The following is a 13,266-nucleotide window of genomic DNA, read 5'->3' as shown; positions in this document are numbered from 1 at the left end:
TAATGAAAATGATTTTTATTATCCATTATACCCTGCTTTTTTCCATTATGAAAGAGAGAATAGGACCGTAAAGGGGTATACAAAGAAGAGGGGTCCATTGTATAATGGAAATGAAAAAGAAACGCGGTTTCATCAAACGAAACAATCGTTTTTGTACTTATCCTTTTCCAAGGAGGTTATCCACATGTCCAAAAAGGATTTGTTTGGTGTGCGCACCAAACTCTCTGCCGCCGGCAAGGATTATCACTACTACCGTCTGGCCGGCTTGGAGGAACAAGGCGTAGGACCTGTATCCCGCCTGCCCTTCTCCATCAAGGTACTGCTGGAAGCGGCAGTCCGTCAGCAGGACGGCGTCGGCGTCACCAAGGAACATATCGAACAATTGGCCAACTGGACCGATCTGAAAGAGAAAAAAGAGGTGGCGTTTAAACCCGCCCGGATCGTGTTGCAGGATTTCACCGGCGTGCCCGCCGTAGTGGACCTGGCGGCCCTTCGCTCCGCCATGCAGCGGGTGGGCGGCAACCCGGACCGCATCAACCCGCTCATCCCCGTCGACCTGGTGATCGACCACTCGGTGATGGTGGACAAATTCGGGACCGAAGATGCCCTTGAGTACAACATGAACCGCGAATTTGAACGGAACGAAGAGCGGTACCGCTTGCTGCGCTGGGCCAAGGAAGCCTTTGACAACTTCCGTGCAGTCCCCCCCGCCACCGGGATTGTCCACCAGGTAAACCTGGAGTATTTAGCCAAAGTGGCCGCCACCCGCCAAGTGGACGGTGAAACGGAAGTTTTCCCGGACTCTCTCGTCGGAACCGACTCCCACACCACCATGATCAACGGTTTGGGTGTCGTCGGCTGGGGTGTGGGCGGCATCGAAGCGGAAGCCGGCATGCTGGGGCAACCGTTGTACTTCCTCACCCCGGAAGTGATCGGCTTCAAACTGACCGGCCAATTGGCCGATGGTGCCACCGCTACCGACTTGGCGCTCACCGTTACACAGATGCTGCGGAAAAAAGGCGTAGTGGGCAAATTCGTCGAATTCTACGGTCCGGGTCTTTCCAACATCAGCTTGGCAGACCGTGCCACCGTGGCCAACATGGCTCCCGAGTACGGTGCCACCATCGGCTTCTTCCCGGTGGATGAGGAAGCCCTCAACTATATGCGAAGCACCGGCCGCGATGACGAACTGGTGGAACTGGTGAAGGAATACTACACGGCACAAGGCATGTTCCGTACCGATGACACCCCGGATCCGGCATTTACCGATACCATCGAACTGGACCTGGGCGATGTCAAACCCAGCTTGGCCGGTCCGCGCCGTCCCCAGGACCGCATCGAACTCTCCGACATGAAACAGTCCTGGAACGAAACCCTGGCTAAACCCATCGAAGAAGGCGGTTTCGGGGTTCAGGAAAAATCGAAGAAAGTGGCCGTGGAGATGGACGGCAAGCGCTTTGAGCTGGATAACGGCTCCGTCGTCATCGCTGCCATCACCAGCTGCACCAACACCTCCAACCCGTCGGTAATGCTGGGTGCGGCACTGGTAGCCCACAAAGCGGTGCAAAAAGGACTGACCGTACCGCCTTATGTGAAAACCAGCCTCACCCCGGGTTCCAAAGTGGTAACCGAGTACCTCAAAAAGTCCGGCATGCTGGAGTCCCTTAACAAACTGGGCTTCACCCTGGCCGGTTACGGCTGCGCCACCTGTATCGGAAACAGCGGCCCGCTGCCGGAGGAAATCTCCCAAGCGATCAACGACAACGACCTGACAGCGGCTTCCGTCCTGTCCGGGAACCGGAACTTCGAAGGACGGATCCATCCCGATGTAAAAGCCAACTATCTGGCATCCCCGCCATTGGTGGTCGCTTATGCCTTGGCCGGTACCGTCGATATCGATTTCGAAACGGAACCGATCGGGCACGATTCGGCCGGAAACCCGGTCTTCTTCCGGGATCTGTGGCCCTCCAACGAGGAAATCCTGAAAACGGTGGAGGCGTCCATGAACGCCGACCAATTCCGGGAACAGTACGCTCAGGTCTTTGATGCCAACGAACGCTGGAACCAAATGGACACCCCCGAAGGGGAATTGTACGAGTGGGACGAAAACTCCACCTATATCCAGGAGCCTCCGTTCTTTGTGGATCTGTCCCCCGAAGTGGAGCCGATCCGGGAAGTCAGCGGCGCCCGTGCCCTGGCCATCCTGAAGGATTCCGTCACCACCGACCATATCTCCCCTGCCGGTGCCATCGCACCCACCAGCCCGGCCGGAAAATACCTGAAGGAGCACCATGTCGCCCCCCGCGACTTCAACTCCTACGGCTCCCGCCGCGGGAACGACCGTGTCATGACCCGGGGTACCTTCGCCAATATCCGCATCCGCAACCAGATGGTCCCTGGAACCGAAGGCGGCTTTACCAAGCATGTGCCTTCCGGTGAAACCATGGCCATCTATGATGCAGCCATGAAATACAAAGAAGAAAACACCCCGTTGGTGGTTCTGGCCGGTAAGGAATACGGCACCGGCTCCTCCCGTGACTGGGCCGCCAAAGGAACCAATCTGCTGGGGATCAAAGCCGTCATCGCCGAGAGCTTTGAGCGGATCCACCGCAGCAACCTGGTCGGCATGGGTGTGCTGCCGCTGCAATTCTCCGAAGGGGACAGCTGGCAATCCCTCGGCTTGACCGGCGAGGAAACCTTCGACATCCTCGGCTTAAACGATCACATCCAGCCCTTACAGAACGTAAAGGTAAAAGCGACCAAAGCCGACGGATCGGTGGTGGAGTTTGACGCCATCATCCGGCTGGACAGCCAGGTGGATATTCAGTACTACAAAAACGGCGGCATCCTGCAAACCGTGTTGCGCCAGTTCCTGGACAACAAAGAAGAAGTCAACGCCTGATGACCATCCGGGGCTTGCATCACGCCCAGATCACGGTGCCGAAGGGCGCCGAAGAAAAAGCGCGCCGTTTCTACTGCGACCTGCTGGGTTTGATGGAAATTCCCAAACCGAACACCCTCTCCGATCGCGGCGGTTTCTGGCTCCGTCTGTCCAACGCCGATCTCCATGTCGGCACGGAAGACGGCTTAGACCGGAACCGGACCAAAGCCCACCTCGCCTACGAGGTGGAAGACCTCTCCCGCTGGCGTTTGCGCCTCGAAGAGGCCGGTGTCCCGATTGTGGAGTCTGTTCCCATTCCCGGCTTCGATCGTTTTGAATTGCGGGATCCATTCGGCAACCGGCTGGAACTGATTGAGCAAAAGAATCGCAAGTAACACGAAACTCACCTCGGTTATTTTTGAAAACCCCCCTGTCCTGGGACAGGGGGGTTTGTGTATGAATATCCACGGTGACCGTCCGGTCTCTCTGCTCATACCCTGTAAAAAAGTCGACGTTGGTCGAGTTCAACCCATGGTTCCCCGCTTGAATCGGAAAGGGTACGACAACAATGGTGTCGCTCGTGTGAGGGCGTAGGAACAAGGCGGCTTCTGGTCAACCACTCCCTATGACGCGCATTAATCGCTTATGATAGATAAACATACTAGTGCCCCTTTCTACCAATATCGATCGTGTTTACGTGGAGGGAGGCTTGGTTTTCCGGCGGAGTCGACTCTGCCACGCATAGCAAGACCTGGGAACAAAGTGACCAAGGCGAGACTTGTGCTCGATGAGTGCATGGAGCGAAGACGGAAAACCAAGCCGACCGACTTGTCCGCGTAAAGGCCAAGAATAACAGATCGAAATTACCTGAAGGGGCACTAGGGTCTGTCTGGTAATTCAATTTTCCGCAAGAACGAGAGAGGGTCGGTATGGCTGGCGGAGAGCCTTTGCGCTTTTTGCAACGAAACGAAGACAGCCATACCGACCCGGAATCCCGCCCTACGGATTGTTCAGACACGCCCTAGCCTTATGGGTTCCATATGGGTCACACCCCCTCTCAAAAGAGAGGGGGTGTGACCGTAAACGGTTTTCTTTATAAGCGATGTAAAGCCTGTCCTAATCGACAAATTCCTTCACGGATTTGTTCCTCATTGAGATTGCCGTAACCTAATATCAGCTTTTTGCGGTGGAACCCTTTTTGGATGGAATGTAACTCCACAGGATAAACCTTAACCTTATATCGGCTAATATGGCTTAACATTCCTTCATCAAACTGGACATCTTTAAACTCGACAATCAGATGAAGACCCGTTGAATCACCGGAAATGGAAACCCGATCACCAAACTCCTCTTTTAAGCAGACCTTTAAGATTTTCCTCCGTTTTACATACAATTTCCTCATTTTCTGGATATGATGATCGAGGCTTCCGTTATGAATAAACCGGGAAAGCGTCATCTGCTCCAACGACGGAGCATGCAGATCGAAAAACCATTTGAGTTCCCGACACTGCTGGGTGAGAACCGGGGGAAGAATCAGATAACCCAACCGTAAAGAAGGAGACAGGATTTTGCTGAAAGTACCGACGTATACGACTCGCTCCGGGTCCAACCCTTGCAATGAATGAATCGGTTCCCCATCATAGCGAAATTCACTGTCATAGTCATCTTCGACGATATATGTATCCAATTTTCGGGCAAGCTGGATCAATTGGATCCGACGTTGGATTGGCAAGATCCCTCCCAAAGGGAATTGGTGGGAGGAAGTAACGAATACAAATCCCGGTTTTTTGTCCACTGGGATCAGATCGGTTCGCATTCCGTCTTCATCTACTGGCACAGGGTAAAGAGTGGCACCGCTTGAGGAAAAAATGGTTTGGATCTCATGTGTGATCGGATCTTCGATGATAACCCGGTCATCAGGAGAAAGCAATAAGTTTGCAATTAAGGAAAATCCCTGTGTCGCTCCCGAAGTGATTATAAGCTGATCAGGATGACAATGAACCCCCCGGGTTCTTTTTAGATAACGGGACAATACATGTCGAAATTCAGAACGCCCCTCCGGATTATCATATCCGAAATCTGCGTTTGAAGCCTCCTCACACACCTGCTTCGACAGTTTACCCCATTTCTTTTTAGGAAAGTGGTTTAAGGCGGGAATACCCGAACGAAAATCAATCTCATCTTTCTCTTTTTCTTCGTCTCTGTGGGTTTCCAAAAAAGACGACGGCTGTTCCTTCAAATCCCGTTCCAGATAAGCCCCCGGTGCGACATAAGTGCCCGATCCCTGTCTTCCTTTCACATATCCTTCCGCCAGTAACTGTTCATAAGCTTCTATCACCACATTCCGTGATAAATTTAACTGGATAGCCAATTCCCGGCTTGCAGGAAGTCGGTACCCGGCTGTTAACTCCCCTTGTAATATGCGTGTACGGATTTGTTCGTAGACTTGTTTTTTTAAGGAAATGTCCAACGAACGGTCAATGTGTAACCAAAGCATGGGATTCATCCTCATCATTGGTACTTAAAAAAAACGTTATAATTGGTTCTTTTCTATTTCTTCTATCTTAAGTAAATTGGTGCATAAGCGAAACCCCTTAAACCTATTTTTCTATCGAAGGGAAGAGAATTAAATCATGGGAACGTTCTCCCAACAAACAGAAAAATCGGATCTCTCATCAATCTGGGAACAACAACTGGAACCATTGATTGCGAAGCTTCGTGCATTTCCTCAGATCCGTATGTCGACACTGGGTCCTGAAGGGACTAGCAGTGAGGCGGCAGCACAGTATTTAATCGCTCATTTGCCTGATAAGCAGGTAGAATGCACGTTGTATCCAACCTATGAGGAGGCTTTTGAAGATCTGGTAAACAACCGCTCTAATTTATTTATCGTGGCTAATGCATATCAAGGAATCGATCAATTTTACATGTCCTTAAAGGTTCGATTTCTGTTGCCTTTCGTCTTCGAAACACCTCTATACGGGGTGGCGGCTAAATTAAGAAGTCCATGGTTGAATAAATCTCCTTTAACAATCTCAACCCATCACGCCCCATCAAGCTTGATCCCTTGGTTTTTGCCTCACTTAAAGAAAGAATACGAATTGATACCGGCTCATTCCACCAGCGAAGCGGCCCGTAAAGTTCAAAGAGGGGAAGCGGATCTGTGTATAACCACCGCCAATGCATGCAGAAAGTACGGTTTAGAATTCATCTCCCGAACGAGGAGAATTGTCATGTTATGGTCTGTATTTATACCTGAAAATATAAAAATGGACAAACTGAAAAAAGGAGTGTCTTGATTGGAAAGCAAATGTGTAATGGTTATCGATTCGGAATTGCCGACAGGCTTGATCGCCAACACCGGAGCGGTATTAGCACTGACATTGGGTCATCAATTGCAGGGAATCATTGGACCGAAGGTCTATGATGCGGACGGGACACCTCACGAAGGGATTACAACCACGCCCATCCCTATTTTAAAAGGAAATAAAACCACCATTAAAACGTTACGCGATGTCATTCATACCGATCATCCTGACCTGCTTCTAATCGATTTCTCCAATGCAGCGCAAACAACCAAAAACTACGAAGATTATACCCAAAAGATTGCTCAATTCACAAAAAATGACCTGCAATATTTGGGTATTGCCATCTACGGGGATAAAAAAACCGTAAATAAACTGACTGGAAGTCTAGGTCTTTTACGCTGACAGAAAGCCATGGGGGGGGGGGAAATATTGAAAGATCAGTTGGAAGTACGGTTAAACGATATGATTATCATCCCAGCTGGAGAGTTCACCATGGGAAGTGATCAATCACCGGACGAACAACCGGTTCGGAAAGTAAAAATGTCCGCCTTTGCGATCGATCGGGTTCCGGTTACAAACAAACATTATCGAGAGTTTGTGGAAGTCGGTGGGTATCGTCAACCAGATTTCTGGCCCCCGGAAGGTTGGGATTACATACAAGCGTTCGACATCCGATATCCCAACTATTGGAACGACGATCATTTTAATCAAGACGACCAGCCGGTCACAGGGGTCAGTTGGTGGGAAGCCATCGCTTATGCCACCTATATGGGTAAAACGCTTCCGACCGAAGCGCAATGGGAGTATGCGTGTAAAGGGACGGACGGCCGCAAGTATCCCTGGGGGAATGAAGAACCTACTCCGGAGTATGCGAATTATGCGATCGATTGTGATCCTTTTGATTTGGACCGAAGCGCAACTTCCATCTATAAACACTCAAAGAATGTGTCTTTTTTCGGGTGTCTGGATATGGCCGGAAACATGGCGGAGTGGTGTCTGGACAACGCCTCTATCCATTACGAATGGGATCAATCCTGTACGAATCCCGTTTATATAACCGAGAAAACCGAGGATCACATCGTTAGAGGTGGTTGTGGACTGCACAACGAGGACTTCCTCCGGTGCACCAGTCGGGATTACTATCCGCCATCCATGCGGGACAATTTGGTCGGTTTCCGATGTGTAATCAATGATGTGAGGAGGATCAAGTGATGATACAACGGTTGAAAACGCCCAATCTGGATAAAAAACCTTCTTCTCTTCGTTATTATCAAGAAGGTCCTCCTACGTCCATTGAATTGGATTTGTGGCGACTGACCGTATCTGGCAAGGTGGAATCAACGTTGCACTTGTCTTATGAAGAAATATTAAAACTTCCTCAGATCGAGGAGAGTCGGCGAATGGTTTGTGTTTGCAATTGGAGTATTCGGCGAACCTGGAAAGGGATTTTGCTCTCCACAGTGATGGAAATGGCGGGGGTTTCCGACCTCGAAAAATACTATCTGAAACAAACCAGCATCGGAACCAAGGAGAAGGGGGTTTATCAATCCACCATTCCATTGGGTGATGCTATTTCCAGACGGTCGATGTTAATCCATACCGTGGACGGGGAGCCTTTGCCCATGGAACAGGGCTATCCATTGCGCCTGTTTGATTTTGGTCTTTATGGATATAAAAGCGTGAAGGGTTTACGGTCATTAGAGGTGACAGATCGATTCGAAAGCGGAGAATGGGAACAACGAGCAGGCTACAACAAAGACGGAACCATTCGACCCAAAAAATATTGGATTGTAGACTTGAAGCAATGGCAGTTCGTAAAAAAACCAGGAGAATTTCGGGATTTCTAACGGTTGGAGGGATTGCCATGTCGTTAAGCAGAGAGTTGGGGTGGAAAGAAGCAACCTCTCTAGGAATCGGGGCGATGGTTGGGGCAGGGATCTTTGTCTTAAGCGGGGTAGCAGCTGGAAAAGCCGGTCCAGCGGTTATGGTCTCCTTTATCTTAGCCGCTTCTTTGGCCGTATTGCTCGGGTTATGTTATGCGGAGCTCGCTTCCCGGTACCCACGGGCAGGCGGATCTTATGAATACGTTCGAGAAACGATGGGGCCGTTTGTCGGTACGTTGATTGGCTGGTCGTACTGGGGTGCTTGGCTGGCCGCCAGCAGTTTTGTGTCACAGGGATTTGGGAATTATCTGCACTCCTTAACGGGAGCGCCTCCTTTACCCAGCGCGATTCTCCTTCTTCTGATTCTCGGTGTACTAAACATCTTGGGTATTCGTTTTAGCGGTAAAGTACAACTGGGGATCGTCTCCATCGTCGTTGTCGTTCTCGTCGGTTTCTTTCTTTTAGGGGTGAGTCACGTGGATCCGTCTATGTACAGCCCTTTTGCTCCAAACGGAATATCCGGAATTCTGGCAGCAGCTCTGGTTGGATTTCTTTCCATTGTGGGGTGGGATGCCATCGTCGCTTCTGGAGAGGAGATTAAACACCCCAGAAAAACCATCCCCTTATCCATTTTTTTGTCGATTGGAATTGTCCTGCTTCTGTATTTGGGTTTGTTGTTCATCTCAACAGGAGTTGTTGATTGGAGGGAACTAGGATCCTCCGAAGTTCCTGTCGCCTTGGCAAGCGAACAGTTTTTGGGCTCCTTTGGACCCATATTGATTAGCATGGTGATCGTGACTGCCCTCCCCGCAACGGCCAATGCATTTATCGTGTCCATATCCAGAACGGCATTCGCTATGGGCCGTAACGGACTCCTCCCACATCAGATCGCCTATATCCATCCCCGTTTTCAAACACCGGTAGGAGCCATCGCGTTAGGGGTTGGAATTCAGGTGGCGTTTACATTGTTTAGTTCCATCAACATAGCCGTAAACGCCACGGGATTTTTATACTTGCTAACCTTTATCTTTACGATGATCGCATTTTTCATTTCAAGGAAAAGCATGTCCACCAAGAAGCATCCCGATCAGTTTTTAGTCCCGTTTTATCCGGCTATCCCTCTTCTGGCCCTCATAATCAGCGTAAGCCTTTTGATTCCTGTGGGGAAAACGGGCTTTCTGACAGGACTGCTATGGATTTTGCTAGGAGCCATCGTTTATGCTCTGCGGAGCAAGTCCATCCGTTCCGTCGAACAGACTCGATTACGCAGTGAAGAGGGGATGTATTCCTAATCTTCAAATGGTTGGGAAGTGTATAGATCATGAAAGCCAGGAGTCATTTAAAGAAGCTAACTCCCTATCAACCCGGCATGGGAATCGATGAAGTCAAAAAAGCCTATGGTGTCAAAACAGTCGTAAAGCTGGCTTCCAATGAAAATCCTTACGGGTGTTCGGAAGAGGTAGTGAAAGCATTGCACAGGGAACTTTCCAATTTATTTCTATATCCAAGCGCCAATGCTGATCCATTGCGACAAAAAATGGCGAGTTACTATCAAATCTCCCCTGAATGTCTTTTGTTCGGCAAGGGTACGGATGAGATTATTCATCTGTTAGCCAGGGCTTTCTTAAATCAAGAAGTCAATACGGTAATGTCTGACTTTACGTTTCCCCAATATAAAAAGAATGCAGTCATCGAGGGAGCGGAAATCCGAGAGATTCCCCATGTCAAGGGTAAACACGATATCCCGAGGATAATCGAAGCGGTGGATCAAAAGACCAGCATCGTATGGATCTGTAATCCGAATAATCCTTCGGGAGAGTATGTCAACGAAAAAGAACTTCTTCAACTGTTGAACGAGGTTGACTCTGACACGTTGGTTGTCTGCGACGAGGCATATTTCGAATATGTGGATGCGATCGATTTTCCTGACACTGTTTCCCTGATCGACCGCTATCCCAACTTAGTCGTTACACGAACCTTCTCAAAAGCATATGGTCTAGCCGCATTACGTATCGGATATTGTATTGCCCATCCCGATGTCATCTCCCTATTACAAGTGGTCAAGGATACGTTCAACACATCGCATTTGGCACAAGTGGCGGCGTTAGCCGCTCTGAACGACCAGCATTTTGTTCATGAATGCAAACGAAAAAACCGTCAAGAGTTAGAGGAGTATTACACGTTTTGTTGGCGGTTTGGATTGTCGTATTACCCCTCCCAAACCAACTTTATATTCATAGAACTAAGGAGAGATTGCGATAAGATCGCCGGTTATTTGTTAACCAAGGGCTATATAGTGCGTTCGGGGAGTACCTGGGGATCTCCAACCGGTTTAAGAATCACCATTGGTGATTCAATACAAAATGATACCTTAATAGCATATCTAACTCAATTGCTGAGAACCAAGGATGACATTTCATTGTTAAATTAAGAGTCACTTCCTCTTATTGGCTTCTTTAGAATCTGTAACCAAACGAACACCGCTGCTCCTTTTTATCCTCCAGGGAGCAGCGGTGTTCGTTTGGTTACAGTCAGGGGCATCTCGTATTACTCAGGTTCCAGGGATAGGTGGGAACGAATTTTGTGGTAAAAGACGGACCTTCATCCCGGTACCGATTATCGCATCACTTCGTGCTCATGATCCTCGTGCAAGTGGTGGCTGCTCACCATCCGCCGCTCTTTCTTCTTTTTACGACGGGGGGTTTCTTTTCCGGTCAGGTCGTAGACGGCGGAGCCGACCAGTTCACCGGCTTCCTGCAAGCGTTCTTGGTCGATTTTGTCAATGGTATCTTCGGGAGTGTGATACCAGGGTTCCAAGTTGGCGGTTTCCGGCTCCCGCCGGATGAAGTTGGCGGCATCGATTCCTGCTTCATAGAAGGCGACATGATCGGAAGAGCCCCGTTGGTAGAGGAACAGGGTGTCATTGCCCAGCCGCTCCGCTGCTGCTTGAGCGTACTGCCACACCAAATTGGGTTGGCCATCCACCACATTGACATAGAGCTGGGTGGCTTGATCCCAATTGGTACCCACCATATCCATATTAAAGTTGGCCGCACTCCGTCGGATCTCATCGGAGGACAGCTGGCTGACATAATAACGGGAACCCACCAGCCCAATCTCTTCCGCTCCGAAAGCGACAAAGCGCACTTCCTTCTCAGTGGGCAGCCCTTTCATGATGCGGGCCAGCTCCAACAGGACACCCGTTCCCGATGCGTTGTCATTGGCACCGGGAGAATACGGGACACTGTCATAATGCGCGGTTACATAGACGATGTCCGCATCCTTCCCCTTTTTTCCCTTGGGTTTCTTGATTGCCATCACATTTTGCGATGTTTGGTTCCCCAGGGCCTGGATAAACAGAGATACCGTCACGTCATCGGATTGCATCGCTTCCAGCAACGCTTCTCCGTCCTTTTTCGTTACCGCCACGACGGGGATGGAAACATCGTTTCCTCCCAAGCTGGGCGAAGGGGGAACAAGAGCATCCGCATGGTCGTAGAGGATGACGCCGGATGCTCCGGCTTCTTCGGCATTTCGCGCTTTATCATAAAAGGTGTACTCCCCGCGCCGGATCAGGGCGACCTTGCCTGCGGTGTCATCTGGAAAGTCGGATTCTCCTCCCAAGCCCGCATCCACCAGAGGCGCACGAAGCCCCTCATCACCGGTGGGAGCAGACCCGGTGGCGATCCGGATAGCCAGTTCCCGATTACCATCCGAAGGCAGAGTCAGGGTTCCTTCGAGTCGATCCGGAATGCTGAATTTCTGGGTTGACACCTTATATCCGTACCGCTTGAACAGTCGCTCCATATAGCGGGATGCTTCCTCCTCCTGCTCAGTCCCTGTCACTCGCGGACCAAGATCGACACTCAGATGGCGAATATGTTCCAAAGCGCGGGCGGAATCAAAACGGGCGGTAATTTTTTTGTCCTGAGAAGAGACGGATGCGGCCTCCGACACGGGGGAGGAGAAGCCGGCAAACACCCCTCCCAAGGCCAAAACAGCCGATAACAACAACAGATTGAATCGATTTCTCATGAAAACCCTCCCTTATCCTCAAAATAGAGCGAACCCATTGTCTGAGAAGAACATTTTAAATTTTTGCATTTTTGTCTCGCGACAATGTTTATTATAGCTAAGCCGTAAAAGAGCGGACAAGCAGGAATTTTCGGGATCCGTATCATATGCTCAAGAAAATTCCCGCCATCGATGGCGGGGAAATTTTCCCTAACAAAAGAAGGGTCATTTTGTCGTCCGGGTTTTCAGCGGGGAAAACGTCTGCATCGCCTGATACCAGGAAGCGACCTTTCCATCCGGCACACCGGCAGTCAGGATTTTGCGGGGGCCGATCCGCCTGCAGCCTCCCGATTCCATCAACAGGAGAGTATCCGCCGCCTCGGCCAAGTCCAGATCATTGGTGGCCAACAGGGTGATTCCGCGGCTGCGGCGGCGGGACAACTCCTGAGTGAACAAATGCCAACCCCATTCGTCCAACCCTTGGACGGGTTCATCCAGCAACCAAATCAGCGGTTCACCGAGCAGACTTCGGGCAATTATGTAACGGGCTGCCACTTCCCGGGGCAATTCAGTCAACGGTTGCTTGCGATATCCGGCCAACCCCCAGCGGGCGATCAATTCGGCTGCGCGCTTCTTCGGTTGCGGGAGTTGATAGGACTGGGCCAGATAGAGCAAGGACTCATCCAAGAGGGTATCGTGATTTAAGCGTTTGCGTTGCGGTACATAACCGATTCGTCGGCGGAGCGCTTCCACCGGAGCGGCACTACCCAAGGCAGCGATGCTTTTCGACCAAACATGAACTTCACTGCGGCGGGTTTGGTAGGTGATTCGTCCGTCATCCGGGACGGTGGCGGCCGCCGTCACCCGCAGCAGGGTGCTTTTGCCCGAACCCTCCGGCCCCAGGATGACCGTCACTCCCTGACGAAGGGAAGCCGTGAAGTCCAGCAGTCCGGTCTGTGCCTGGCGTTGATAGGAAGGCCGATCTCCACCTTCTTGTTCGAAAAAGACTTTATTGACATGAGACCATTCAATGCGCAAGGAACCATCATCCTTTCCAACCCGTCCGCTATTACAAGCATAACGTATCCGCCGGACCCATGGAAAGACCATAGCCGGGTTTACTGGCGGGAATCCGTGACAATTCGCGGCTGTGATGTCCCCTTATATAGACGGATGAGAC

11 protein-coding genes are annotated in these 13,266 nt (G+C 50.6%); 8 read left to right on the top strand and 3 right to left on the bottom strand.

Going from position 1 to position 13,266, the window contains the following annotated elements:
- Positions 1 to 184: 184 nt before the first annotated feature.
- Positions 185 to 2,902: an aconitate hydratase AcnA gene (gene acnA / locus JOE21_RS09800; protein ID WP_309865375.1), complete on the top strand. Its 2,718-nt coding sequence runs from the start codon at positions 185 to 187 to the stop codon at positions 2,900 to 2,902.
- Complete coding sequence (locus JOE21_RS09795; RefSeq protein WP_309865372.1) at positions 2,902 to 3,276, top strand: VOC family protein; 375 nt, start codon at positions 2,902 to 2,904, stop codon at positions 3,274 to 3,276. The genes acnA and JOE21_RS09795 overlap by 1 nt, the downstream gene beginning before the upstream one ends.
- A gap of 698 nt (positions 3,277 to 3,974) precedes the next feature.
- Here the strand turns inward: JOE21_RS09795 and pdxR are convergent.
- Positions 3,975 to 5,378, bottom strand: coding sequence for a MocR-like pyridoxine biosynthesis transcription factor PdxR (gene pdxR / locus JOE21_RS09790; protein ID WP_309865370.1), 1,404 nt, complete (start codon positions 5,376 to 5,378; stop codon positions 3,975 to 3,977).
- Positions 5,379 to 5,514: 136 nt separating this feature from the next.
- Between pdxR and JOE21_RS09785 the strand changes: the two genes are divergently transcribed.
- Genes JOE21_RS09785 through hisC form a run of 6 tightly spaced genes read left to right on the top strand, consistent with a single transcriptional unit; the run spans position 5,515 to position 10,503 of the window.
- Positions 5,515 to 6,180 (top strand): prephenate dehydratase domain-containing protein, encoded by a 666-nt coding sequence (locus JOE21_RS09785; RefSeq protein WP_309865367.1) that lies wholly within the window; start codon positions 5,515 to 5,517, stop codon positions 6,178 to 6,180.
- Positions 6,181 to 6,591 carry a DUF2000 domain-containing protein gene (locus JOE21_RS09780; protein WP_309865365.1) on the top strand — a complete coding sequence of 137 codons (411 nt, stop codon included), beginning with the start codon at positions 6,181 to 6,183 and terminating at the stop codon, positions 6,589 to 6,591. It begins immediately after the preceding gene.
- A gap of 27 nt (positions 6,592 to 6,618) precedes the next feature.
- Positions 6,619 to 7,401, top strand: a complete 783-nt coding sequence (locus tag JOE21_RS09775) for a formylglycine-generating enzyme family protein (RefSeq protein ID WP_309865363.1) — start codon at positions 6,619 to 6,621, stop codon at positions 7,399 to 7,401.
- Entirely contained in the window at positions 7,401 to 8,036 is a 636-nt protein-coding gene (locus JOE21_RS09770) for a molybdopterin-dependent oxidoreductase (protein WP_309865360.1), read from the top strand. The genes JOE21_RS09775 and JOE21_RS09770 overlap by 1 nt, the downstream gene beginning before the upstream one ends.
- A 17-nt stretch (positions 8,037 to 8,053) precedes the next feature.
- The gene (locus tag JOE21_RS09765; RefSeq protein WP_309865358.1) at positions 8,054 to 9,364 is read left to right on the top strand and encodes an APC family permease; all 1,311 of its coding nucleotides are present in this window, start codon (positions 8,054 to 8,056) and stop codon (positions 9,362 to 9,364) included.
- A gap of 29 nt (positions 9,365 to 9,393) precedes the next feature.
- On the top strand, positions 9,394 to 10,503 hold the full coding sequence (hisC, locus tag JOE21_RS09760) for a histidinol-phosphate transaminase (RefSeq protein WP_309865355.1): 1,110 nt from the start codon (positions 9,394 to 9,396) through the stop codon (positions 10,501 to 10,503).
- A gap of 185 nt (positions 10,504 to 10,688) precedes the next feature.
- On the opposite strand, the gene JOE21_RS09755 is transcribed toward hisC, so the two are convergent.
- Together JOE21_RS09755 and JOE21_RS09750 are read right to left on the bottom strand one after the other, a co-directional pair.
- Complete coding sequence (locus JOE21_RS09755) at positions 10,689 to 12,107, bottom strand: M28 family peptidase (RefSeq protein WP_309865352.1); 1,419 nt, start codon at positions 12,105 to 12,107, stop codon at positions 10,689 to 10,691.
- 204 nt (positions 12,108 to 12,311) lie between these two features.
- Positions 12,312 to 13,124 (bottom strand): ABC transporter ATP-binding protein, encoded by an 813-nt coding sequence (locus tag JOE21_RS09750; protein WP_309865349.1) that lies wholly within the window; start codon positions 13,122 to 13,124, stop codon positions 12,312 to 12,314.
- Positions 13,125 to 13,266: the final 142 nt, after the last annotated feature.

Origin of the sequence: Desmospora profundinema (genome assembly GCF_031454155.1) — a bacterium.
In the GTDB taxonomy this organism is placed as follows: domain Bacteria; phylum Bacillota; class Bacilli; order Thermoactinomycetales; family DSM-45169; genus Desmospora; species Desmospora profundinema.
This window is presented reverse-complemented; position numbering and strand designations above follow the sequence as displayed.